This window comes from Micromonospora sp. bgisy143, assembly GCF_057708145.1.
Genome location: NZ_JBYIRN010000007.1, coordinates 50,512 through 72,697, shown reverse-complemented (window position 1 = coordinate 72,697; position 22,186 = coordinate 50,512). Strand labels below are relative to the sequence as shown.

Annotated in this window: 22 protein-coding genes; 10 read left to right on the top strand and 12 right to left on the bottom strand. The window is 71.7% G+C overall.

Annotation, left to right across the window (positions count from 1 at the left end):
* The first annotated feature begins 13 nt into the window (after positions 1–13).
* The gene (locus AC3EN4_RS11630; protein ID WP_435206034.1) at positions 14–913 is read left to right on the top strand and encodes a pectate lyase family protein; all 900 of its coding nucleotides are present in this window, start codon (positions 14–16) and stop codon (positions 911–913) included.
* A 46-nt stretch (positions 914–959) separates the two neighbouring features.
* Here the strand turns inward: AC3EN4_RS11630 and miaB are convergent, their stop codons facing one another.
* Positions 960–2,459: a tRNA (N6-isopentenyl adenosine(37)-C2)-methylthiotransferase MiaB gene (gene miaB / locus AC3EN4_RS11625; protein ID WP_435205937.1), complete on the bottom strand. Its 1,500-nt coding sequence runs from the start codon at positions 2,457–2,459 to the stop codon at positions 960–962.
* Positions 2,460–2,515: 56 nt separating this feature from the next.
* Here miaB and AC3EN4_RS11620 point away from each other — a divergent pair, with 56 nt between their 5' ends.
* Positions 2,516–2,770 (top strand): DUF2277 family protein, encoded by a 255-nt coding sequence (locus tag AC3EN4_RS11620; protein WP_355053243.1) that lies wholly within the window; start codon positions 2,516–2,518, stop codon positions 2,768–2,770.
* A gap of 52 nt (positions 2,771–2,822) precedes the next feature.
* Here AC3EN4_RS11620 and AC3EN4_RS11615 read toward each other — a convergent pair whose 3' ends face one another.
* A complete protein-coding gene (locus tag AC3EN4_RS11615) occupies positions 2,823–3,302 on the bottom strand; it encodes a hypothetical protein (RefSeq protein ID WP_435205936.1) in 480 nt (159 codons plus the stop codon).
* Positions 3,303–3,542: 240 nt separating this feature from the next.
* Complete coding sequence (gene selD, locus AC3EN4_RS11610; protein WP_435205935.1) at positions 3,543–4,532, bottom strand: selenide, water dikinase SelD; 990 nt, start codon at positions 4,530–4,532, stop codon at positions 3,543–3,545.
* A 194-nt stretch (positions 4,533–4,726) separates the two neighbouring features.
* Here selD and AC3EN4_RS11605 point away from each other — a divergent pair, with 194 nt between their 5' ends.
* The 4 genes from AC3EN4_RS11605 to AC3EN4_RS11590 all read left to right on the top strand — a co-directional run bounded on the left by AC3EN4_RS11605 (position 4,727) and on the right by AC3EN4_RS11590 (position 8,118).
* Positions 4,727–5,482: an amino acid ABC transporter ATP-binding protein gene (locus AC3EN4_RS11605; RefSeq protein ID WP_435205934.1), complete on the top strand. Its 756-nt coding sequence runs from the start codon at positions 4,727–4,729 to the stop codon at positions 5,480–5,482.
* 57 nt (positions 5,483–5,539) lie between these two features.
* Entirely contained in the window at positions 5,540–6,475 is a 936-nt protein-coding gene (locus AC3EN4_RS11600; RefSeq protein ID WP_435205932.1) for a glutamate ABC transporter substrate-binding protein, read from the top strand.
* 82 nt (positions 6,476–6,557) lie between these two features.
* Positions 6,558–7,214: an amino acid ABC transporter permease gene (locus AC3EN4_RS11595; RefSeq protein ID WP_355053238.1), complete on the top strand. Its 657-nt coding sequence runs from the start codon at positions 6,558–6,560 to the stop codon at positions 7,212–7,214.
* 31 nt (positions 7,215–7,245) lie between these two features.
* A complete protein-coding gene (locus tag AC3EN4_RS11590; protein WP_435205931.1) occupies positions 7,246–8,118 on the top strand; it encodes an amino acid ABC transporter permease in 873 nt (290 codons plus the stop codon).
* Positions 8,119–8,180: 62 nt separating this feature from the next.
* On the opposite strand, the gene rny is transcribed toward AC3EN4_RS11590, so the two are convergent.
* A complete protein-coding gene (gene rny / locus AC3EN4_RS11585; protein WP_422738903.1) occupies positions 8,181–9,947 on the bottom strand; it encodes a ribonuclease Y in 1,767 nt (588 codons plus the stop codon).
* Between the two features lie 602 nt (positions 9,948–10,549).
* On the opposite strand from rny, the gene AC3EN4_RS11580 reads away from it, so the two are divergent.
* Positions 10,550–11,134, top strand: a complete 585-nt coding sequence (locus tag AC3EN4_RS11580) for a hypothetical protein (RefSeq protein WP_435205930.1) — start codon at positions 10,550–10,552, stop codon at positions 11,132–11,134.
* 144 nt (positions 11,135–11,278) lie between these two features.
* Here AC3EN4_RS11580 and AC3EN4_RS11575 read toward each other — a convergent pair whose 3' ends face one another.
* From AC3EN4_RS11575 to AC3EN4_RS11550, 6 genes are all read right to left on the bottom strand, one after another.
* Positions 11,279–11,944: a regulatory protein RecX gene (locus AC3EN4_RS11575; RefSeq protein ID WP_435205929.1), complete on the bottom strand. Its 666-nt coding sequence runs from the start codon at positions 11,942–11,944 to the stop codon at positions 11,279–11,281.
* Positions 11,945–11,958: 14 nt separating this feature from the next.
* A complete protein-coding gene (gene recA, locus AC3EN4_RS11570) occupies positions 11,959–13,005 on the bottom strand; it encodes a recombinase RecA (RefSeq protein ID WP_088990914.1) in 1,047 nt (348 codons plus the stop codon).
* 184 nt (positions 13,006–13,189) lie between these two features.
* Entirely contained in the window at positions 13,190–13,390 is a 201-nt protein-coding gene (locus AC3EN4_RS11565; RefSeq protein ID WP_422738899.1) for a DUF3046 domain-containing protein, read from the bottom strand.
* 4 nt (positions 13,391–13,394) lie between these two features.
* The gene (locus AC3EN4_RS11560; protein WP_435205928.1) at positions 13,395–14,819 is read right to left on the bottom strand and encodes an MFS transporter; all 1,425 of its coding nucleotides are present in this window, start codon (positions 14,817–14,819) and stop codon (positions 13,395–13,397) included.
* A 210-nt stretch (positions 14,820–15,029) separates the two neighbouring features.
* Positions 15,030–16,634: a flavin monoamine oxidase family protein gene (locus AC3EN4_RS11555; protein ID WP_435205927.1), complete on the bottom strand. Its 1,605-nt coding sequence runs from the start codon at positions 16,632–16,634 to the stop codon at positions 15,030–15,032.
* A gap of 109 nt (positions 16,635–16,743) precedes the next feature.
* Entirely contained in the window at positions 16,744–17,433 is a 690-nt protein-coding gene (locus AC3EN4_RS11550; RefSeq protein ID WP_435205926.1) for a TetR/AcrR family transcriptional regulator, read from the bottom strand.
* 86 nt (positions 17,434–17,519) lie between these two features.
* On the opposite strand from AC3EN4_RS11550, the gene AC3EN4_RS11545 reads away from it, so the two are divergent.
* A complete protein-coding gene (locus tag AC3EN4_RS11545) occupies positions 17,520–17,750 on the top strand; it encodes a hypothetical protein (RefSeq protein WP_422738895.1) in 231 nt (76 codons plus the stop codon).
* A 62-nt stretch (positions 17,751–17,812) separates the two neighbouring features.
* On the opposite strand, the gene AC3EN4_RS11540 is transcribed toward AC3EN4_RS11545, so the two are convergent.
* A complete protein-coding gene (locus AC3EN4_RS11540; protein WP_435205924.1) occupies positions 17,813–18,517 on the bottom strand; it encodes a UdgX family uracil-DNA binding protein in 705 nt (234 codons plus the stop codon).
* Positions 18,518–18,781: 264 nt separating this feature from the next.
* Positions 18,782–20,122, bottom strand: a complete 1,341-nt coding sequence (locus AC3EN4_RS11535) for an aminotransferase class I/II-fold pyridoxal phosphate-dependent enzyme (protein ID WP_435205923.1) — start codon at positions 20,120–20,122, stop codon at positions 18,782–18,784.
* A 34-nt stretch (positions 20,123–20,156) separates the two neighbouring features.
* On the opposite strand from AC3EN4_RS11535, the gene AC3EN4_RS11530 reads away from it, so the two are divergent.
* Both AC3EN4_RS11530 and leuE read left to right on the top strand, forming a co-directional pair.
* Positions 20,157–21,398: a bifunctional pyridoxamine 5'-phosphate oxidase family protein/GNAT family N-acetyltransferase gene (locus AC3EN4_RS11530; protein ID WP_435205922.1), complete on the top strand. Its 1,242-nt coding sequence runs from the start codon at positions 20,157–20,159 to the stop codon at positions 21,396–21,398.
* Positions 21,398–22,075 (top strand): leucine efflux protein LeuE, encoded by a 678-nt coding sequence (gene leuE / locus AC3EN4_RS11525; protein WP_435205921.1) that lies wholly within the window; start codon positions 21,398–21,400, stop codon positions 22,073–22,075. Before AC3EN4_RS11530 ends, leuE begins: the two co-directional genes overlap by 1 nt.
* The last annotated feature ends 111 nt before the right edge of the window (positions 22,076–22,186 follow it).

The window sequence follows — 22,186 nt, the reverse complement described above, 5'->3', positions numbered from 1 at the left end:
GGGCACGCCCACCATCTCACCGATCCCCAGCCAGTCGCCGCCCAGCGTTCCGCCGCAGACCGGCCTGGTCGGCTGGGCCACCCAGAACGGCGGCACCACCGGCGGCGGTGGCGCCCCGGCGACCACCGTCACGAACGCCTCGGCGCTCACCAGCGCGCTGAACGCGACCGGGTCGGCGGTGATCCGGGTGTCCGGCACCATCTCCTGCTCGGGCATGCTGCGGGTCCGCTCCAACAAGACCATCCTCGGCAACTCCGGCGCCACGATCGTCGGCTGTGGACTCAACATCAGCGGCGACCGCAACGTCATCATCCGGAACCTGACGTTCCGGGACTGGAACGACGACGCGATAAACGTGCAGGAGTCGGCCACCAACATCTGGATCGACCACAACACCTTCAGCAACGGGTACGACGGCGCGGTCGACATCAAGCGCGGCTCGGACTTCGTCACCGTGTCGTGGAACCGGGTCTTCAACCACGACAAGACCATGCTGCTCGGCCACAGTGACGACAACGGCGCCCAGGACACCGGGCACCTGCGGGTGACGTACCACCACAACTGGTTCGACGGCAGCAAGCAGCGCAACCCCCGGGTGCGCTTCGGCAACCCGGTGCACGTCTACAACAACTACTACCGGGCCAACACCGGCTACGGCGTGGCCTCCACCGAGAACGCGGGCGTGCTCGTCGAGGGCAACTACTTCGAGAACGTCCCCGACACGTACCACCTCGGCGAGGCCGACTCCGGACCGGGCCGGCTGGTCGCCCGGAACAACCACTTCGTCAACTCGCCCGCCGGGCAGACCGGTGGCAGCGTCGCCAGCATCCCGTACTCGTACCAACTGGACACCGCGAGCAACGTCAAGTCCATCGTGACGGGCGGCGCCGGCGCCGGTCGCATCACGGTCTGACCGTGGGTCGGTCGGGGTCCGCCGGGCCGGCGGGCCCCGACCGGGGTCAGTGCGCGGAGCAGCCGGTCGTCGGCGCGGGCGCCGCGGCCGGGGCACCGACCGTGGGCAGGCCAAGCAACACCCCGGGGGTACGCGGGGAACGGCCGGCCTCGGCGGCGTCGCCGGCCCGGGTCCGCCGGTGCGACAGGGGTGCGCCGTCGGCGTTGAGGTGGTGCGGCGCGGCGTACGTGATCTCGGTGTGCACGATGTCGCCGGGGCGGATCGCACCGGCGAAGCTGCCGGCGTCGAAGTGCACCAGCCGGCCGTCGCGGGCCCGGCCGGACAGCCGCCCGGTCCGCTCGTCCTTGCGGCCCTCGCCGACCGCGACCAGCACCTCGACGGTCTCGCCCACGAGGCGCTTGTTCTCCGCCCAGGTGATCTCCTCGACGGTCGCGATGAGCCGCTCGTAGCGTTCCTGCACGACCTGCTTGGGCAGTTGGCCGTCCATGGTCGCGGCGGGGGTGCCGGGGCGCTTGGAGTACTGGAAGGTGAAGGCCGACGAGAAGCGGGCCTCGCGCACCACGTCCAGCGTGCGCTGGAAGTCGGCCTCGGTCTCGCCCGGAAAGCCGACGATGATGTCGGTGGTGATCGCCGCGTCCGGCATCGCCGCCCGGACCTTCTCGATGATGCCCAGGTACCGCTCGGAGCGGTACGACCGGCGCATCGCCTTCAGCACGTCGTCGGAGCCGGACTGCAACGGCATGTGCAGCGAGTGGCACACGTTCGGGGTCTCGGCCATCGCGGCGATCACGTCGTCGGTGAAGTCCTTCGGGTGCGGGCTGGTGAACCGGACTCGCTCCAGGCCGTCGATCTCACCGGTCGCGCGCAGCAGCTTGCCGAACGCGTACCGGTCGCCGAACTCGACGCCGTACGAGTTGACGTTCTGCCCGAGCAGCGTCACCTCCAGCACGCCCTCGTCGACGAGCGTGCGCACCTCGGAGAGGATGTCGCCGGGGCGGCGGTCCTTCTCCTTGCCGCGCAGGAAGGGCACGATGCAGAACGTGCAGGTGTTGTTGCAGCCCACCGAGATCGAGACCCAGCCGGCGTACGTGGACTCGCGGCGGGTCGGCAGCGTGGACGGGAAGACGTCCAGCGACTCCAGGATCTCCACCTCGGCGGCGGCGTTGTGCCGGGCCCGTTCCAGCAGCACCGGCAGCGCGCCGATGTTGTGCGTGCCGAAGACCACGTCCACCCAGGGCGCCTTGCGGACGATCTCGCCACGGTCCTTCTGCGCCAGGCAACCACCGACGGCGATCTGCATCCCCGGGTGCTTGTCCTTCACCGGGCGCAGATGACCGAGGTTGCCGTAGAGGCGGTTGTCGGCGTTCTCCCGCACCGCGCAGGTGTTGAAGACGACGATGTCGGGGGCGTCGTCGGCCTGGGGCGCGCGCACGTAGCCGGCCTGTTCCAGCAGGCCGGAGATGCGCTCGGAGTCGTGCACGTTCATCTGGCAGCCGTAGGTGCGCACCTGGTAGGTGCGCGGGCTGCCCGCCGCTGCGGTAGTCATGACCAGGACAGCGTATCCGGGTCGACCGGATCACCCCGAACCGAGGAGCACCCGACATGTGCCGAAGCATCAAGACGCTGCGCGAACCGTTCACTCCGCAGGTGACCGACGCGGACATCGAGGCGGCGGCGTTGCAGTACGTCCGGAAGATCTCGGGCTTCCGGGCGCCCGCCGCGCACAACGCCGCCGCGTTCGAGGCCGCCGTGGCCGCCGTGACCGAGGCCACCCGCACCCTGCTCGACCAGTTGGTCGTGCGGGGTGGGTCGAACGCCGCCGATCGACCGGCCGCCACCGCCACCGGGCGCGGCTGACGCCCCGGCCCGGCCGGCTCGGCGTGAGCGGGCCTGGCCGGCTCGGTGGCGGTCAGGCTGCGGCGAGGACCGGCGCGACGGTGTCGGGCGCCCAGCGGGAGCGGTGACACTGCGACCAGCCCCGGCAGCCCGGGTCACCCAGCGAGCAGAGCCGTCGTCGGCTGAGCACCTCTCCGTCGTCGGTGTCCCGGACGTCGAAGTGCACCGGGCGGACCGTGCCGTCCGGTGCGACGAGCAGGTGCCGGGTGACGTCGAGGGTGTCGTCCCGCAGCAGGCAGTCCCGGCCCAGCAACCGGGCCAGCGCGGCGATGCTGGCGTGCTCGGAGAGCCGCTCGGGCACCCCGTAGCAGTCGATCACCGTCGGGAACTCGCCCGGCGCCTGCCAGACGTCACACACCACCGCGTACGCCGGCAGTCTCGCCGGGTCCGCCGCCGCCAGCGGCATCACCACCCGACCGAGTGCCTCGGCCAGCGCCGGGTAGACCTCAACGGGTCGTACCCGGTCGATTCTCCAGTTCCACAGCTCGGTCATTCCGCCTCCTCGCTGCGTTCGTCCCACCGGCCTCCGGATCGGGCCTTACTGACGATGGTGGGGGGCATATGACCTCAGCCGGGGGCAAGTTACCGGTCTGTGACCATTCCGGGCAAAATTTCCCTGAGCGGCATTGCTCGGAGTAGCGGGAAGGTGACAGTTTATCGGGTATCGTGCGCCGACCGAACCACCCGGAGGGCGTGTCCCGACACCACCGGTAGCGGTTCCGTAGGCCGAGCGTCAGCGCAGGACGACCAGGTGCTCCCCGCGCGGCAGCAGCTCACCGACCACCGGCGCGCCCGGCAGCTCACCGGCCACCAGCAGACCGCCGGACGTCTGCGCGTCGGCCAGCAGCAGCCGCTCCCCCTCGTCGGCCGCGCCGAAGTCCGTCCACGGGGTGACCCACTCCAGGTTGCGGCGGCTGCCGCCACTGACGTACCCGTCGCGCAGCGCCTCCCGCGCGCCCGCCAGGTACGGCACCCGGGCCGTGTCGATGGCCACCGTCAACCGGCTGGCGCGGGCCAGCTTCGAGGCGTGCCCGAGCAGGCCGAACCCGGTCACGTCGGTGCCGCACCGGATGCCGGCGGCGACCGCGGCGCGCGCCGCGTCCCGGTTCAGCGCGCTCATCGAGGCGACCGCCTCCGGGAAGCTCTCGCCGGTGGACTTGTGGCGGGTGTTGAGCACGCCCACGCCGAGCGGCTTGGTCAGGGACAGCGGTATCCCGGCCCGGCCGGCGTCCAGAGTGATCAGCTCCTCGGGGCGTACCGTGCCGGTGACCGCGAGTCCGTACTTCGGACCGTCGTCATCCACGCTGTGCCCGCCGGCCAGGTGACAACCGGCCTCCCGGGCCACGTCCTGGCCGCCGCGCAGCACCTCCCGCGCCAACTCCAGCGGCAGCACGTCCCGCGGCCAGCAGAGCAGGTTCAGCGCCACCAGCGGCGTGCCGCCCATCGCGTACACGTCGGACAGCGCGTTGGCCGCGGCGATGCGCCCCCAGTCGTACGCGTCGTCGACGACCGGGGTGAAGAAGTCCGCCGTGCTGACCAGGCCGGTGCGCTCGTCCAGACGGACCACCGCGGCGTCGTCGCCGTGGTCCAGACCGACCAGCAGTTCCGCGCTGCCGGTGGCCGGGCCGAGACCCGCCACCATGGCCTCCAGCTCGCCCGGGGGGATCTTGCAGGCGCAGCCGCCGCCGCGCGCGTAACGGGTCAGCCGTACGGGTTCGGTCATCCCCCCATGATCTCGGCAACCGCGTGCCGCCGCCACCGTCGCGGCCCACCGGTGACCGAAACCGGACGCCGGTAGCCGATCGTGACCGGTGTTACCGCTCCGTGACCAACTGGGTTGCGTTCCGCCACATCACGCCGCCTACAGTTGCCCAACCGGGGGTCGACCGACCCCGCTCCGGGGAGACGACAGGGACGGTGGACGACGTGACGACGGGCGAACCGCTCATCGTGCTGGACGCGGTCAACAAGTGGTTCGGACCGCTGCACGTGCTGGACGACGTCTCGCTGTCGGTGGGTCGGGGCGAGGTGGTCGTGGTCATCGGCCCGTCCGGCTCCGGCAAGTCGACGCTGTGTCGCACCATCAACAGACTGGAACCGATCGATTCCGGCAGCATCACCTTCGACGGTCAGCCGCTGCCGGCCGAGGGCAAGCCCCTCGCCCGGCTGCGCAGCGAGGTGGGCATGGTCTTCCAGTCCTTCAACCTCTTCGCCCACAAGACCATCCTGGAGAACGTGACCCTCGGGCCGATCAAGGTCCGCAGGGAGAAGCCCGCCGTGGCCCGCGAACGCGGTCTGGCCCTGCTGGACCGGGTCGGTATCGCCAACCAGGCGGACAAGTTCCCGGCGCAGCTCTCCGGCGGTCAGCAGCAGCGGGCGGCGATCGCCCGCGCCCTGGCCATGCAGCCCAAGGCGATGCTGTTCGACGAGCCCACAAGCGCCCTCGACCCGGAGATGGTCGGCGAGGTGCTGGACGTGATGACGTCGCTGGCGCGGGACGGCATGACCATGGTCGTGGTCACCCACGAGATGGGCTTCGCGCGGCACGCCGCCAACCGGGTCATTTTCATGGCCGACGGCCAACTGGTCGAGGACGCCCCGCCCGCGGAGTTCTTCGCGAACCCGCGCAGCGACCGGGCCAAGGACTTCCTCTCCAAGATCCTCACGCACTAGGCGTCCGTAGTGGAGCGCGCCGCACAGGGGCGGGCTCCGTCGAAGAAGGAGAAGAGTATGCGTATGACGCGCGTGGCGGCGGTCGCCATGATGGCCTCCCTCGCCCTGTCCGCCGCGGCCTGCGGCAAGGAGGGTGAGCCGACCCCGAGCGCGGGCGGGAACGCCTCCGGCGCCGCCCAGGGGGACACCTGCAAGAGCTCCGGCGCGACCTTCACCCCGAAGGCGGACGCTGCCGTCGCCGGCAGCCCGACCTTCGACAAGATCAAGGCGGCCGGCACGGTCTCCATCGGGGTCAAGTTCGACCAGCCGAACCTCGGCTACAAGGACGCCCAGGGCAAGCGGTGCGGCTTCGACATCGAGATCGCCCAGTACGTCGCGAGCACGCTCGGCATCGACCCCGCGAAGATCCAGTACAAGGAGATCGCGTCGGCCAACCGGGAGACCGCGATCAAGGGTGGTGAGGTCGACTACTACGTCGGCACCTACTCGATCACGGACAAGCGCAAGAACGACATCTCCTTCGCCGGCCCGTACTTCGTCGCCGGTCAGGACCTGCTGGTTCGCAAGGACGAGTCGTCGATCACCGGCAAGGACACCCTCAAGGGCAAGAAGGTCTGCTCGGCCACCGGCTCGACGCCGATCCAGAAGGTCCGCGACGAGGGTCTGACCGAGGCGAACAACATCGTCGAGTTCAAGACCTACTCGGAGTGCGTGTCGCAGCTGCTGGACAAGAAGGTCGACGCCGTCACCACCGACGACGCGATCCTCAAGGGCTACGCGGCGCAGAACCCGGACGAGCTGAAGGTCGTCGGCCAGCCGTTCAGCACCGAGAAGTACGGCATCGGCCTGCCGAAGGACGACAAGGCGCTGCGCGACTACGTCAACGACCAGATCGAGGCCGCTTTCAGCAACGGCACCTGGCAGAAGATCTACGACGGCACCCTCGGCCTGTCCGGCTCGGCCGGCACCCCGCCGAAGGTCGAGCGGTACTGATCGACCCGGCTCGACACGAGTTGCGGCGCCGGGCGGGGCTTCTCCCCGTCCGGCGCCCGTGGAGAGGGACTGAGAGCGAGGCATGGGCGAGTTCTTCCGCGTACTGACGGACAACGGGCAACTGTTCGTCGACGGGTTCACCAACACCGTCAAACTCTTCCTGATCGCCGCGGTCGGCAGCCTCGTCCTCGGCACGCTGCTCGGCGCGATGCGGGTCTCCCCCGTGCCGGCGCTGCGCGCGTTCGGCGCCACGTACGTCAACCTGGTGCGTAACACCCCGCTGACGCTGGTCTTCGCGTTCCTCGTGTTCGCGGTGCCGAAGCTCGACGTCAATATCGACTACTTCCCCAGCGCCGCCATCGCGCTGACCGTCTACACCTCGGCGTTCGTCTGCGAGGTGATCCGCTCCGGCGTCAACACGGTGGCCGCCGGGCAGGCCGAGGCGGCCCGCGCCCTGGGCATGACCTTCGGCCAGGTGCTCACGCTCATCGTGCTGCCGCAGGCGCTGCGGGCGATGGTCCCGCCGATGGTGAGCGTGTTCATCGCCATGCTGAAGAACACCACGATCGCCGCCGGTTTCTCGGTGCTGGAGGCCGGCGCGATCCCCGCGTACATGGCCGAGCGGGGCGAGCCGCAGTTCGCCGTCCTGCTCTGGATCACCATCGGCTTCCTGATCCTGATCCTGCCGCTGGTGGCGTTGCAGCGGTTCCTGGAGCGCAAGTGGAGGGTGGCCCGATGAGCCCCGCAGTCGTGAACGGAGGGTGGTTGAGGTGAGCCAGGCATCGGTCCTCTACGACCTGCCCGGGCCCCGCGCCAAGCGGCGCAACGCGCTCCTGGGGGTCGTCTCCACGGCCGGCATCATCGCGCTGCTCGCCTACGTCGGCTACAAGTTCGCCGACACCGGCCAGTTCGAGGCCCGCAAGTGGGAGCAGTTCCAGTACGCCTCGGTGCAACGCGAACTGCTCGCCGGCCTGTGGGCGACGCTGAAGGCGGCCGGCATCGCCGCCGTCCTGGCGCTGCTGTTCGGCGCGATCTTCGCCAGCGGCCGGCTCAGCGACAAGTGGATCCTGCGGGCCCCGTCGACGTTCGTGGTGGAGCTGTTCCGGGCCATCCCGCTGCTGATCCTGATCTTCTTCGGCTACTACGTGCCGTTGCAGTACGGCTGGTCGATCGACAAGCTGTGGGCGCTGGTCATCGGGCTGATGCTCTACAACGGCTCGGTGCTCGCGGAGATCTTCCGGGCCGGCATCAACGCGGTGCCGTACGGGCAGACCGAGGGCGCGTACGCGATCGGCATGCGCAAGAACCAGGTGCTGCGGCTCATCCTGCTGCCGCAGGCCGTCCGGTCGATGCTCCCGGCGATCGTCAGCCAGCTCGTCGTGCTGCTCAAGGACACCGCGCTGGGCTTCATCATCACGTACCCCGAACTGCTGTTCGTCGGCAAGCAGATCGGCGGCCGGTTGCCGTTCGGGCTGCCGTACGTGCCGACGTACCTGATCGTCGCGACGATCTACATCGCCATCTGCGGCGCGCTGTCGATCCTGGCCTGGTGGTTGCAGAAGCGGATGGGCCGCGCGCCGCGCACCGCCGCGAAGGTGCTGCCCGCCCAGGACGCGGGCGCGGATTCGGCCCGGATGATCTGACCGGGACCAGCACGAACGACGGGCGGGTGGCCGAGGCCACCCGCCCGTCGCGTGTCTGCCGGTCAGCGGGCGATCTCGGTGACCCGGGACTCGCGGACCACGGTGACCCGGATCTGACCCGGGTAGGTCAGCTCCTCCTCGATCTGCTTGGCCACGTCCCGGGCCAGCACGGCAGCGCCGATGTCGTCCACGTCGTCCGGCTTGACCATCACCCGGATCTCCCGGCCGGCCTGCATGGCGAAGACCTTGTCCACACCGAGCTTGCCGGCCGCGATCTCCTCGATCCGCTCCAGCCGCTTGACGTACGCCTCCAGGCTCTCCCGCCGCGCCCCCGGCCGGCCGCCGGAGCAGGCGTCGGACGCCTGGGTGAGGACGGCCTCGATGGTCTGCGGCGGCACCTCGTTGTGGTGCGCCTCGATGGCGTGCACCACGTCCTCGTGCTCGCCGTACTTGCGGGCCAGGTCGGCCCCGATGATGGCGTGGCTGCCCTCGACCTCGTGGGTGAGCGCCTTGCCGATGTCGTGCAGGAACGCCGACCGCTTGATGGTGGGCACGTCCAGCCGCAGTTCGGCGGCCATGATGCCGGCGATGTGCGCGGTCTCGACCAGGTGCTTCAGCACGTTCTGGCCGTACGAGGTGCGGTAGCGAAGCCGACCCAGCAGGGTGATCAGCTCCGGGTGGATCTCGGTGATGCCGACCTCGACCAGGGCGTCCTCGGCGGCGCGCAGGCAGAGCTGCTCCACCTCCTGGCGGGCCAGGTCGTAGACCTCCTCGATCCGGTGCGGGTGGATCCGCCCGTCCAGCACCAGCTTCTCGAGGGTGAGCCGGCCGACCTCGCGGCGTACCGGGTCGAAGCAGGAGAGCAGCACCGCCTCGGGGGTGTCGTCGATGATCAGGTTGACGCCGGTCACCGATTCGAAGGCGCGGATGTTCCGGCCCTCGCGGCCGATGATGCGGCCCTTCATCTCGTCCCCGGGCAGGTGCAGGACGCTGACCACGCTCTCCGCGGTCTGCTCGCTGGCCACCCGCTGGATCGCGTCCACCACGATGTGCCGGGCCCGCTGCTCGGCGGTGTTGCGCGCGTCGGACTCGATGTCGCGCACCAGCAGCGCCGCCTCCCGCTTGGCGGACGTCTCGATCGCCTCGATCAGCTCGAGCCGGGCGGACTCGGCGGTGAGGCCGGCCACCCGCTCCAACTCCCGGCGGCGCAGTTCCTCGGCCTCGGCCAGTTCGGCCTCGCGCTGGGCGAGCGCGGACTCCCGGGCCGCGAGGGCGGCGCTGGCCGCCGTGAGCTGCCGTTCCCGCTCGGCGAACCGCTCCACCTCCTCGGTGTGCAGCCGCTCCCGCTCGTCCATCCGGGCCGCCCGACGCTCCACCTCGGCGGCCTGTTCACGGGTGGTGGCGGCGAGCACCGCGACCTCCCGCTCGCCGCTGCGGCGCGCGGCCGTACGGAGCTGCTCGGCGTCCGCCTCGGCCTGCTTGTGTGCCCGTTCCAGCACGGTGTCCGCCTCGGCGCGGGCGTCGTCGAGCACCCGCCGGGCCTCGGCCCGGGCCGCCTTCGCCTCGGCCTTCGCGGCAGCCGCCTCGGCGCGGGCCGCGGAGGCGGCGGACTTCGCCACGTCGATCGTGCTGTTCGCCTGGTCGGCCGCGTCGCGCAGGGCGGCCAGGGACTGCTCCTGCCGGTCCTTCTCGGCGATGAAGGCAGGATCCTCCGGAACGGGCGCCGAGCCGATCCGGCGCAGCGTCCGGATGCCGACCAGCACCGCCGCGACCACGACCACGGCGAGGATCAGGACGGCCGCGAGGAGCACCACGTCGAGGGCGTTCATGCCGGGACCCCGCGAGGTCCATCCGTGCGTCTGTGCCGCCGCCCCGCCATGGCCGCCTCCCCTGAACGTCATGACCGCAGCGACCGTGCCCAGGGCACACTCCTGCGGCTGTGGACGCCCGACCGGAGCGGCTGGCCGTGGATAGCTCTCTCCGCCGGCGGTGCCCTCGGGCATCGTCGGCGACCGGGTGCAGTTGTCGCGGCGTGCCGGACCGGCCAGTCCGGAACTGCCGCCAAAGGCCGTGGAGCCGGCCAAAGTGATGCTGTTCTGTTACGAGATCTATGTTGTGCGCTTAGCCTGCGATGGTCGGGCAATGTGAGCCTGTATGGCGAGGCTAGGTCTCCGAGGGCGGTCTGGTCAAGGACTCATGATCAAACCCCCCGAACGGAGAGAAGTTGTAACGTCACGTAAAGCTGATGTCGTGTCGGACACGGCGGGACAAACGCGGCGAGCCGACGCCCCGATTCGGGTGTCGTGCCTGTTCAGCGACGCCGACACCGGGGCGTCGGGCCGACTGTGTGACAACAGCGACCCGGCAGCGCGTCACGCACTCGCACCATCGGCGGATTGTCGATCATCTGACCTTCCCCTACCGTCCACGCATGATGCGGAAGTTGCTCCTGTTCGTGGGCGTGTTGGCGCTGTCGTTCGGCGCCGTGGTGGTCTTCGCGAACTGGCGGGCGACGACCGGCTCGGAGGGTACGGCAGCGCTCAAGGCCGGTGAGCGGACCACCACCGCGGACGGGCGGATGAGCTACACCGCACCGGCGGAGTGGACGGCCCGCCCCTGCCCGCCGCGGGGCGAACCGGACTGCACCCAGGTCTCACCGAAGGCCGGGGGCGAGGGCGACATCGTCATGCTGATGACCATGGAGCCGAACCCGGTGGAGGGCTCAGTGATGGACCTGTTCCTCGTCGACGACCCCGCCGTCGCGCCAACCGATCCGGCGGTCCAACGGCTCACGCTCGACGGCGCGAAGGCCGTACGGATCGACTCCTACAAGTTTCCTCCCGAGCCGATGGCGAACATGGAGGGGTTCCCCGGCGTCGCTGACGTCATGGTCTACGGCGTCATCCCCGACAGCACCGACGAGTTCGCGATCATGTGTCGGCACGGGGTGCTGCCGGCGGCGCAGATGCGGGCGGGCTGCGACCTGATTGTGGAGAGCCTGCGCTTCCCTCGCTGACCCCCACAACCCCGCGCCGCCCCACCGCCACTCCCGCGATCTTGCACTTTCTGTGGCGACAGAACGGGCCGTATCACACATTTCCTCAGCAGAAAGTGCAAGATCGGCGCGGGTGATGGGCGTGGCCTCGGGGGCCCCAGCGCCTCACTCGCCTTCGGCGTCGGCGAGCGCGTCGGCGTCGATCTGCTCGGCGAACTCGGCCGCCTCGGCGCTCTGCGCGGCGAGCGCGTCCTTCACCGCCCGGATCGCCACGCCCGGCGGGTAGCCCTTGCGGGCCAGCATGCCCACCAGGCGGCGGAAGACCGCATCCGGCTCACCCCGGGCGGTCCGTAGTTTGCGCTCCACGAGGGCCCGGGCGGTCTCCGCCTCGGTCTCCTCGTCCAGCTCACCCAGCGCCTCGGTGGCCACCTCGCCGTCCACGCCCTTACGGCGCAACTCGTTGGCGAGCGCCCGGCGGGCGAGGCCCCGCCCGGAATGTCGGCTCGACACCCAAGCTCGGGCGAACGCGGCGTCGTCGATGATGCCGACCTCGTCGTACCGGTCGAGCACCTCGGCCGACACCTCCTCGGAGATGCCCCGCTTGGCCAGCGCCCCGGCCAGCTCGGCGCGGGTTCGCGGCCGGACGGCGAGCTGGCGCAGGCAGATCTCGCGAGCCACCTCGGACTCGTCGCGCGGCGTGGCCGCCTGCTCGTCGGCCGGCGACTCGCCCCGACGGCCACCCCGGCGGGGGCGCGGCGGATCGGCGGCGTCGCCCGTACGAGGCGGACTGGCATCCCAGCCCCGCCCCGTACGAGCGCGTCGTCCTGCCATGGGTCAGCGACCGGTCAGAAGTCGACCGGCGGCAGCTCCGGGCCACCGGCGGCGTCGCCCGCGCCGACCCCGACGCCGAGCTTCTCCAGGATCTTCTTCTCGATCTCGGCGGCCACGTCCGGGTTCTCCTTCAGGAACTCCCGGGCCTTCTCCTTGCCCTGGCCGAGCTGGTCGCCGTCGTACGTGTACCACGCGCCGGACTTGCGGATGATCGCCTGCTCCACGCCGACGTCGATCAGCGAGCCCTCGCGCGAGATGCCCTTGCCGTACATGATGTCGAACTCGGCCTGCTTGAACGGCGCGGCGACCTTGTTCTTCACGACCTTGACCCGGGTGCGGTTACCGACCACGTCGGTGCCGTCCTTGAGGCTCTCGATGCGGCGCACGTCGAGCCGGACCGAGGCGTAGAACTTCAGCGCCCGACCACCGGTCGTGGTCTCCGGGCTGCCGAACATCACGCCGATCTTCTCCCGGAGCTGGTTGATGAAGATCGCCGTGGTGCCGGTGTTGCTGAGCACGCCGGTGATCTTGCGCAGCGCCTGGCTCATCAGCCGGGCCTGGAGACCCACGTGGCTGTCGCCCATCTCGCCCTCGATCTCGGCGCGGGGCACCAGGGCCGCCACGGAGTCGATCACGATGATGTCCAGGGCGCCGGAGCGGATCAGCATGTCCGCGATCTCCAGCGCCTGCTCGCCGGTGTCCGGCTGGGAGACCAGCATCGCGTCGGTGTCGACGCCGAGGGCCTTCGCGTACTCCGGGTCGAGCGCGTGCTCGGCGTCGATGAAGGCGGCGATGCCGCCGTTGCGCTGGGCGTTCGCCACGGCGTGCAGGGCCACCGTGGTCTTACCGCTGGACTCGGGGCCGTAGACCTCGATCACCCGGCCGCGCGGGAGACCACCCACGCCGAGCGCCACGTCGAGCGCGATGGAGCCGGTCGGGATCACGGCGGTCTGGACGACCGGCCGCTCTCCCAGCCGCATCACCGAGCCCTTGCCGAACTGCTTGTCGATCTGAGCGAGAGCAAGGTCGAGTGCCTTCTCCCGGTCAGGCCCTGCTGCCATGGTTGCCACCCCTGCCTTCGCCGGCGTCTTTGCTGAGCTTCGCGTCACGCGGACACGCTAGGCGCTAGGTCCGACAGAAAACCAGCCGACGGGCCGCGAGCTGTGGACGAGCACCCCGCTGTGGACAATAGCCGAACAGGTGTACGACTCGACAAGCGACACGCGGAACCAGCGAAAAGGCTGCTCAGCGTAGTCGCGCGGGCACGCGGTCGGGGTACGCGGCGCACACCGCCCGCCACACCGCGTGGGTCTGCTCACCCGCCGCCAACGCCTGCTCGATGGTCCGGCCGCCAAGCTGGGACAGCACCTGATCCCGGGCGATGCTGGCCGCGTAGCCCGGCCCGAACGCCTCCTCCAACCGCGCCCAGAAGTCGGTCAGCCGCACGTGATCAATCCTCCTCACCCGGTGCCCCGGTCGGCACCGGGCGCAACGCTAGCGCCACCAGGGGCACGGTCGCGACCGCCGCGAGCAGGGTGAGCACGGGATATCCGGCCGCCTGCATGACAAACCCGCTGAGCACCGCGGCACTCGCGCCGGCCAGCCCCATGATCATGTCGGAGAATCCCTGGACGCTCGGCCGCACCTCGGCCGACACCGACTCGGAGAGCAACGTCGAGCCGGCCACCATCGTCCCGGACCAGCCCAGCCCGAGCAGGACCAGACCGACCGAGAGCCGAGGGGTGTGGTGCCCGGCGGTACCGGCGACCGCGCAGGCGGCCAGCAGCAACCCGACCCCGCCGAGGATCACCGCCCGGCGGCCGAGCCGGTCGGTGAGCCAGCCGACCACCGGGGAGAACGCGTACATGCCGGCGATGTGCAGACTCAGCACGATCCCGACCAGCCGCAGCACGTCGGCGTCGGCGTGCGACTCACCGAGCCGGACCGGGGTCATCGCCATCACCGCCACCATGACCAGGTGACCCACCGCCACGGCGGCGATGCCGAGCCGGGCGGCGGGCTGTTCGCGTACCACCGACCAGGCCGCCCGCATCCCGGCGCCGCGCGGCGCACGCACGCCGACCGGCACGGCGGCCGGCCCGTCGCCACCGCCCGCCGGCGACCCGGCGGCGGGCCCGGGCGTCGCCGCCGCACCGTCCGACGGCACGGCGGCGGCCGGCCCGCCACCGTCGGGCCCGGTCGTCGGTGGCGACGCGGCGTCGGCCGCCGCGAGTCGCCGCGCGGTGAGCAGCGGGTCGGGCCGCAACAGGCCGAGGAGTACGACGGCAGCCAGCACGAACGCCGTCGCGCTGAACGCGAACGGGCCGGCCAGCGGGGGCAGCCCCCAGCCGGTGGTCACCCGGTCGGCGAGCGCGGCGAAGTTCGGCGCGGCCACCGCGCCGATGGTGGTGGCCCAGACGATCAGCGAGAGCTGGCGACCTCGACGGGCCGGCTCGGCGAGGTCCACGGCCGTGTACCGGGCCTGGAGGTTCGCGGCGGTGCCGCCACCGAACAGCAGCATGCCGAGAAAGAGCAGCGGCACCGAGCGGGTGGCCGCCGCCAGCACCACCAGGACGCCGCCGACGGCACCCACGACGTACGCCAGCACCAGGCCGGGCCGGCGGCCGTGCCGGGCCATGATCCGGGTGACCGGGACGGCGAGCAGCGCCGCGCCGACCACCCCGGCGCTCTGCGCGACCCCGGCCACCGCCGTCCCGGCGATCCGGGCGGCGAGCAACGCGCCCACCGAGATACCGATGGTCACGCCGATGCCGCCGATGATCTGGGTACCGAAGAGCAGGCGCATGGTGCGCCGCTGGATCGGTGCGGCGTCGAGCCGGGCGGCGGTACGCGACGCGGTCAGATCGGTGGCCATCGGCGCTCCTCGCGGACGGGGGAAGCCCTCATCCTCGCGCACCCACTCCGGCCCTGACGCCCCGCGGGCGGCGCTGCGCCGCCCGCCCCGCCCCGCCCCGCCCCGCCGCAAGATCCGCGCAACTTCAGGGACGTTGCTGGCTCGGCGCGCCGGGAAGCAGCAGTTTCCCCGAAGGTGCGCGGATCTTGGTCGGCGTCGGAGGGGCGGACGTCAGCCGGTCATCACCCGCTGGTGCAGGGACGACACCGCGGCGCGGGCCGCCACGAACGCGCCGTGCTGCCAGGCCACCTCGTGGCTCAGCCAGTCCCCGGCGAAGTAGACCCGCCCGGCCGGCCGGAGCAGCAGGTCGTATCCGGCGGTGCCGTACCGGGGCGAGGTCCAGGCGCCCTCGATGTAGCGGGTCCGGTCCCAGGCGTGCGAGTACGAGGTGACCAGCTCGCTGCGGTACTTGTCGCCGTGGATCTTCACGCCCTGGCTGACCGCCCGCTCCTGGCGCAGCTCGGGGGTGAGCCCGCTGTACGCCCGGGCGTTCGCCCCGGTGTTGTAGTAGCCGACGACCAGGCCGCGCTTGCCGTGGAAGCCGTAGGACGGGTACCAGATGTGCGACAGGTCCAGGTCGGTCTCGGTGATGCCGCCGTAGATCCGCTGGTCGGTCTCCCACCAGCGGCTGCGGTACTCCAGACCGATCTTGCCGGCCGCGGTGACCGGGAAGTCGGCCAGCGCGGCGGTGACGTCGACGCCGAGGTTGTGCGGTACCCGGGCCATCAGGTGCGGTGGCAGCGCGGCCACGCAGTAGTCGGCGGTGAGCTGCGCCGGCCGGCCGCCCTGGCGGTAGGTCACCTCGACCCGGTCGCCCCGGTCGGTCACCCCGGTCACCTCGGCGTTGAGGCGGATCCGGTGCCCGCCGACGGCCTTGGCGAGGGCGCGCGGGATCTGGTCCATCCCGCCGACCGGCTGGAACATCAGCATCGCCTGGTCGTAGCCGAACTCGAAGGAGAAGTACCGGCCCACGTTGCTGGCGAAGACGTCGGAGAGCGCGGGCGGCGTGCCGAGCTGGCTGCCGACGTCGTTGCCCGCGCCGGGGTACGTGGCGAAGCCGCGCCGGCTGGTCCCGGTGTACGCCCAGTCGCTGACCCGTCCGCCGATCGCGCCGAAGCTCTGCAGGAACGACAGCAGCCGGTCCCGGTCCTCGGCGCTGAGCCGCGCGTCCAGCGCACCCTGGTCGGTGGCCTTCGCGAGCAGTTCCGAGACGTAGCCGAAGACGTCGGCCTTGGCGGTGCGGTAGCGGACCGGGCCGGTCATCCCGGCGGACTCGTTATAGATCCAGGCGTCGGCGTTCTGGTTGGTGAAGACCTCGACGGGTACGCCCAGCTCCCGGCAGTAGTCCATGGTGACCATCCACTGTGCGATGCGGCCCGGACCGGCGTTGAAGTAGACGCCGTCGGAGAAGCCGGCCCGCTGGGTGTGGCCGTCGAGGTCGGTCTCGACGTCGCCGCCGCGGATGGTCAGGTTCCGCCCGCCGACGCGGTGCCGCGCCTCCAGGACCGTGCACTGGTAACCCGCCTTACCCAGCTCGTACGCGGTGGTGAGCCCCGCGATGCCGCCGCCGAGCACGACGACGCTCGCCCTCGGCCGCCCGGTCAGCGTGAAGTCGGACGGCTCCGGCGCCCGAAAGGCCGGGGTCGTCGACGCGGCGGCGCTGGGCGCGAGCCCCATGGCGCCCATCGTGGCGAGCATCGCGCCGGCTCCACCGCTGATCCCGACCGCGCGCAGGAATCCACGCCGGCTCACCGTCGACTGCGTCTGATCGCTCATGAACGCCTCCCCTACAAGATCGACTCATGTGAGTCTGTGGAGGGCGTGTTACACCGATCGCGCAACGCCGTTTCCAGGAGGTATCAGACGTCCCGTCCTGTTGGGACACTCAGGACGGTGAATGCCGTGCCACCGCGCGGAGCACGCCGTCCAGCCCCTCCTCGAACAGCAGGTCGTCGTCCCACCGGGAGTCGTCGAGATGACCGGAGGCGGTCAGGGTCGGGTAGGCGTCGGCGTGCGCCGTGACATGGTCGCGGGCGGCGGCCCGCGCGTCCGGGTCGGCGGTCCTGCGCCAGGTGGCCTCGGTGAGCGAGGCGCCGATGACGTAGTTGGCCAGCGTTCGGGTGGCCACCGCGAGGTGCCGGCCACGGCAGCCGCCGCGTACCAGCGCCGCCTGGAGGAATTCGGTACGGGCCAGCACGTTGGGCCCGAGCATCGGCCGGCCCACCAGGCTCGGCGCCCACGGATGCCGGAGCATGGCGGAGCGCCAGCCTCGGACGAGGACCCGGACGTCCTGGGGCCAGTCGTCGGTCGCGTCCGGGATCGGCACGTCGCCGAAGATCCGGTCCATCGCCAGGTCCAGGACGTCGTCCTTCGTCCGTACGTGCCAGTACAGGGCGGTCGCCGTGACGGTGAGGCGCTGGGCGAGGCCGCGCATCGTGAGGCCGTCGATGCCGTGTTCGTCCAGCAGGTCGACCGCCGCGTCCACGATCCGGTCGATCGTCAGTGGCGGCCGGCGCGGTGTCCCGGAGTGCTCCGGACGTAGCCATATCGAGGAGGGAGAGCGGCGCTCTGTCATGCGGTCACCCTAATACGGTGGACAGGAAACTTAACGTCGGTAAGCTACCTGAACGCCTGCACATCGTCCCGCGAGGAGGTCCCGTGATGCCTCTGCTGCGAATCCACCTCGACACCGACCGGAGCACCGCCCGGCGCGTCCTGCAACTGCACCAGGAGGGCAGGAGCCATCACGAGTCGCGGGAGGCGGCCCGGGAACAGGCGTGGCGGCAGGGCCGCACCCCGGCTGGTGAGCCGGTCTTCGTCGGCGTCACGAACGGCCGCCGCAACGTCCAGTTGCTCTACGACGTCGAGGTCTACACCGACACCGCCGGCTGACGACGTCCCGCTCGACGCCGGCCGGGCGATTATCCGGCGGGCGCGCGACGGCACCCCCGCGGTTATCCGGCGAGGGCGCGGGCGGCCACGGTGAGGTCGGCGACCAGCCCCTCGTACGCGGCATCCTGGTCGTCGGCGCGCAGCACCGCGGACGGGTGGATGGTCGCCAGCAGCCGGGTCGGTGGAGCGTCGGCCAGCGCGCCGGCGCTGTCCACCGGGACCCGCCGGAAGTCCTCGGGATGCTGCGCGGACGCCGGCCAGGGCAGCAGCTCACCGCGCTGCCTGGTCACCCGGAAGGACGGGCCGAGCAACGCCTTGGCGACGGTGGCGCCGAGCACCACGACGACCGCCGGGTCGAGCCGGGCGAACTCGGCGACCAGCCAGGGACGGCAGGCGGCGATGTGAATCCGGTCCGGCGTCTGGTGGATGCGCCGCTTGCCCCGCACCTCGAAACGGAAGTGCTTCACCGCGTTCGTGAGGTACAGCCCGGCCGGGTCGAGGCCGGCGTCGTCGACGGCCCTGCGCAGCAGCCGACCCGCGGGACCGACGAAGGGCAGGCCCTTCTGGTCCTCCATGTCGCCGGGCTGCTCCCCCACCAGCACCACGCGGGCGCTCTCGTCACCCCGCCCGAAGACGGTCTGGGTGGCGTCCCGGTACAGCTCGCAGCCGCGGCAGCCGCCCGAGGCCGCGCGCAACGCGTCGATGGTGTCGGCATCGGGCGGGATGAACCGCTGGGCACCGGGAGCGGCGTCGGTCTGCTCGGCCATGCCGACTGTTATATACCCGTTCGGTAGCCGCTGCCGGGTACGCCCCGGAGAGACCCGGGCGGCCGTCCGTCAGTACCCGCCCCCACCCCCACCGCCGCCACACGACACGAGCGCGATCAACACGATGATGATCACGATGACCGCGACCGCCACCCCGATCCAGAGCCCTCGATTACCGCCTGAAGCCATGACCAGCCACCTCCGTTGGCGCGCATACCCGTCACGCACCCGGCAAACCGCCCGGCCGGGTCGCCGGTCGGCGGGTCAGGTGGCGAAACCGGACGGTGGACCGGGACGAACGGCGCGGGCCAGGGCGGCGGCCAGGGGCGCCAGGTTCTCGACGGCCAGGGAACTGACGGTGACGCGCAGGGCGGGCGGCGCGGCGATCCGGTAGAGCGAGCCGGGCGCCACCACCCAGCCGGCATCGCGCAGCGCGGTCACCGCGCTGGTCTCGTCCGGCACCGGCAACCAGACGTTGATGCCGCTGCGCCCGTGCGCCGTGAGGCCGTGCCCGGCGAGCGCGGTCAGCAGTCCCGCCCGCCGCAGCTCATAGTCGCGCGCCGCGCGGCGCACGAGGTCGTCGACGGCCGGGTCCTGCCAGAGGGCGAGCACCAGCCGTTGCAGCACGGTGGACACCCACCCGGCGCCGACGCGCGTCCGACCGGTCACCCGGGCCACGGTGGTCTCGTCACCGGCCAGCACCGCCAGCCGCAGGTCCGGGCCGAAGGGCTTGCTCACCGAGCGTACGAAGGCCCAGTTCGCGGTCGCGCCGGCGAGCGGGTGCAGGGGTACGCGGGCCAGCTCGGCGGCGTGGTCGTCCTCGATGAGCAGCAGGTCCCGCCGCCCGGCGAGCAGCGCGCGCAGCTCGTCGGCGCGGGCGGCGGAGACGGCCGCGCCGGTCGGGTTCTGGGCCCGGCTGGTGACCACCAGCGCCCGCGCGCCGGCGGTCAGTGCGGCCGCCACCCCGGCCGCGATCGGCCCCTCGTCGTCCACCGGTACGCCGATCGGGCGCAGCCCGAGGGCGGCGACCAGGTCGAGCAGATTGGCCCAACCGGGGTCCTCCACCGCCACCGCGTCGCCGGGGCGCAGGTGCGCGCCGAGGAGGCGTTCGATGCCGTCCAGCGCGCCACCGGTGAGGGTGAGGTCGTCGGCGGTCACCCCGTCGGCGCTCAGCCGGGCGCGGGCGGCCTCGGCCACCTCCGGGAGCACCCCGGCCTCGGAGTAGCCGACCGAGGGGCCGACATCGGCGGCGAGCGCCGCCAGGTGAGGGCCGATCGGCGGCAGCAGCCGGGGGTCGGGCTCGCCCCGGGACAGGTCACGGGCGCCGGGCAGGGGCGCGGGCCGCAGCGCGGAGCGACGGGCGGCCACCGGTGGGCGCGGACGGACCCGGGTGCCGTGCCGGCCGGCGGTGGTGAGCACGCCCCGCTGGCGCAGCTCCTGATAGGCGCGGGCGACGGTGGCCGGGCTGACGGCGAGCTGGGCGGCGAGGGCCCGCACCGACGGCAGGGCCGCGCCGGGTGGCAGGGCGCCGGTACGGATGCCCGATTCGATGCTGGCCGAAATCGTGGCGGCCGTCGTCCCGGCGAACTGATAGCGTGCTGACACAAACAAGAGATTGTACTAGAACAAAGGGGTGCGCATGTATCCACCCACCGCCCGCACCACCGCCAGCCGCTCCCGCGACCGGATGAGCTACGACCGCGAGGCGGCGCACGCCGTCCTGGACGAGGCGTACCACTGCGCGCTCGGCTTCACCGTGGACGGCGAGCCGCGCGTACTGCCCACCCTGCACGTCCGCATCGGCGACACCCTCTACCTCCACGGATCCACCGGCAGTCGGCCGCTGCTCGCCGCCCGGGGCGACGGGCTGGCCGTCTGCGTGGCGGTGACACTGCTCGACGGGCTGGTCTACGGCCGGTCCCAGTTTCACCACAGCGCCAACTACCGCTCGGTGGTCGCGCACGGCACCGCCCGACTGGTCACCGACGCCGGTGAGAAGAGCGCCATGCTCACCGCGCTGGTCGAGAAGGTGGGCGCGGGGCGCAGCACGGACAGCCGTCCGCCGAGCCGGCGCGAACTGGCCGAGACCGCCGTGCTGGCACTGCCCCTGCACGAGGTGTCCGTCCGGTCGCGCACCGGCGACGTCCGTGACGACGAGGCCGACCTGGACCTGCCGTACTGGGCCGGCGTCCTGCCGCTGCGGCTGACCGCCGGGCCGCCGCAGCCCGCCGTCGGGGTCACCGCACCCCTGCCGGCGTACCTGCGGACGCCTCGTACGCCCTGGCACGACCCGGTGGCGCTGAGCGGCGAGCACGTCCGGCTGGAGCCGCTGGACCCGGCGCACGCCGACGACCTGCACGCCGCCACCGCCGACGACGACGTCTGGCGGCACCTGACCGTCCCGCGGCCCACCGAGCCGGCCGGGACCGCCGAGGTGATCGCCACCGCGCTGGCCGCACAGCAGCGCGGTGAGCGGGTGCCCTGGGTGCAGCGCTGCGCGGCGACCGGGACGGTGGTCGGCAGCACCTCGTACTACGAGATCGACCCGGGCCGGCGGTCGGTGGCGATCGGGCACACCTTCCTCGGCCGCCCGTGGTGGCGTACCGGGATCAACACCGAGGCCAAGCTGTTGCTGCTCGGCCGGGCCTTCGACGAACTGGGCGCGGTACGGGTGGCGTGGCACACCGACATCCGCAACGTCCGTTCCCAGGCGGCCATCGAACGGCTCGGCGCCACCCGGGAGGGGGTGCTGCGGATGCACCGCCTACGCCCGGACGGCTCGTGGCGCGACACGGTGCAGTACGCGATGACCGTCGACGAGTGGCCGAACGCACAGGTCATGCTGCGGAAAAGGCTTCGCCGTACGGCACCGGTGGCGTGATGATGGCGGGCGTGCTGGGGATCACCGACATCTGGACGTACGTGCTGGGCACCGTGGCCATCATCCTGCTGCCCGGGCCGAACTCACTCTTCGTGCTCTCCACCGCCGCCAAACGGGGCGTGGGCGTCGGCTACCGGGCGGCGGCCGGGGTGTTCGTCGGCGACGGGGTGCTGATGGTCCTCTCCGCCGCCGGGGTGGCGTCGCTGCTCAAGGCGTACCCACCGTTGTTCCTGGTGATCAAGTACGCCGGCGCCGCGTACCTCGGCTATGTCGGGGTGACCATGCTGCGCGGCGCCTGGCGGCGCTGGCGCGACCGCAACGACCCCGCCACGCCGCGGCTCATCGACGCCGCGGAACCGGCGCAGCTGCGCAGCCCGTTCCGCAAGGCGCTGGTGATCAGCCTGCTGAACCCGAAGGCGATCCTGTTCTTCATCTCGTTCTTCATCCAGTTCGTCGACCCGGACTACGCCTGGCCGGCGCTGTCGTTCCTGCTACTCGGCCTGATCGCCCAGGTCACCAGCGCGCTCTACCTGACCGCGCTGATCTTCGCGGGCACCTTCCTGGCGGCTCAGTTCCGTCGCCGCCGACGCCTCGCCGTGGGCGGCACCACGGCGGTGGCAACCCTCTTCCTGGCCTTCAGCCTCAAACTGGCCACCGCCACCGCCACCGCCGGCTGACCCCGCCGCCCCCGCCCCTCGTTCTCCGCGATCTTGCACTTTGTGTTGTCCTTTTGCGCTTTTCACGCTGCTTTGTCGCCACAGAAAGTGCAAGATCGGCGCGGGGCGCGG

What these genes read in the sequence shown, in the direction of transcription:
- miaB (WP_435205937.1), bottom strand. Translation starts at nt 2,459, where the DNA reads ATGACTACCGCAGCGGCGGGCAGCCCGCGCACCTACCAGGTGCGCACC.
- AC3EN4_RS11620 (WP_355053243.1), top strand. Translation starts at nt 2,516, where the DNA reads ATGTGCCGAAGCATCAAGACGCTGCGCGAACCGTTCACTCCGCAGGTG.
- AC3EN4_RS11615 (WP_435205936.1), bottom strand. Translation starts at nt 3,302, where the DNA reads ATGACCGAGCTGTGGAACTGGAGAATCGACCGGGTACGACCCGTTGAG.
- selD (WP_435205935.1), bottom strand. Translation starts at nt 4,532, where the DNA reads ATGACCGAACCCGTACGGCTGACCCGTTACGCGCGCGGCGGCGGCTGC.
- AC3EN4_RS11600 (WP_435205932.1), top strand. Translation starts at nt 5,540, where the DNA reads ATGCGTATGACGCGCGTGGCGGCGGTCGCCATGATGGCCTCCCTCGCC.
- AC3EN4_RS11595 (WP_355053238.1), top strand. Translation starts at nt 6,558, where the DNA reads ATGGGCGAGTTCTTCCGCGTACTGACGGACAACGGGCAACTGTTCGTC.
- rny (WP_422738903.1), bottom strand. Translation starts at nt 9,947, where the DNA reads ATGAACGCCCTCGACGTGGTGCTCCTCGCGGCCGTCCTGATCCTCGCC.
- AC3EN4_RS11580 (WP_435205930.1), top strand. Translation starts at nt 10,550, where the DNA reads ATGATGCGGAAGTTGCTCCTGTTCGTGGGCGTGTTGGCGCTGTCGTTC.
- AC3EN4_RS11575 (WP_435205929.1), bottom strand. Translation starts at nt 11,944, where the DNA reads ATGGCAGGACGACGCGCTCGTACGGGGCGGGGCTGGGATGCCAGTCCG.
- recA (WP_088990914.1), bottom strand. Translation starts at nt 13,005, where the DNA reads ATGGCAGCAGGGCCTGACCGGGAGAAGGCACTCGACCTTGCTCTCGCT.
- AC3EN4_RS11560 (WP_435205928.1), bottom strand. Translation starts at nt 14,819, where the DNA reads ATGGCCACCGATCTGACCGCGTCGCGTACCGCCGCCCGGCTCGACGCC.
- AC3EN4_RS11555 (WP_435205927.1), bottom strand. Translation starts at nt 16,634, where the DNA reads ATGAGCGATCAGACGCAGTCGACGGTGAGCCGGCGTGGATTCCTGCGC.
- AC3EN4_RS11550 (WP_435205926.1), bottom strand. Translation starts at nt 17,433, where the DNA reads ATGACAGAGCGCCGCTCTCCCTCCTCGATATGGCTACGTCCGGAGCAC.
- AC3EN4_RS11545 (WP_422738895.1), top strand. Translation starts at nt 17,520, where the DNA reads ATGCCTCTGCTGCGAATCCACCTCGACACCGACCGGAGCACCGCCCGG.
- AC3EN4_RS11540 (WP_435205924.1), bottom strand. Translation starts at nt 18,517, where the DNA reads ATGGCCGAGCAGACCGACGCCGCTCCCGGTGCCCAGCGGTTCATCCCG.
- AC3EN4_RS11530 (WP_435205922.1), top strand. Translation starts at nt 20,157, where the DNA reads ATGTATCCACCCACCGCCCGCACCACCGCCAGCCGCTCCCGCGACCGG.
- leuE (WP_435205921.1), top strand. Translation starts at nt 21,398, where the DNA reads ATGATGGCGGGCGTGCTGGGGATCACCGACATCTGGACGTACGTGCTG.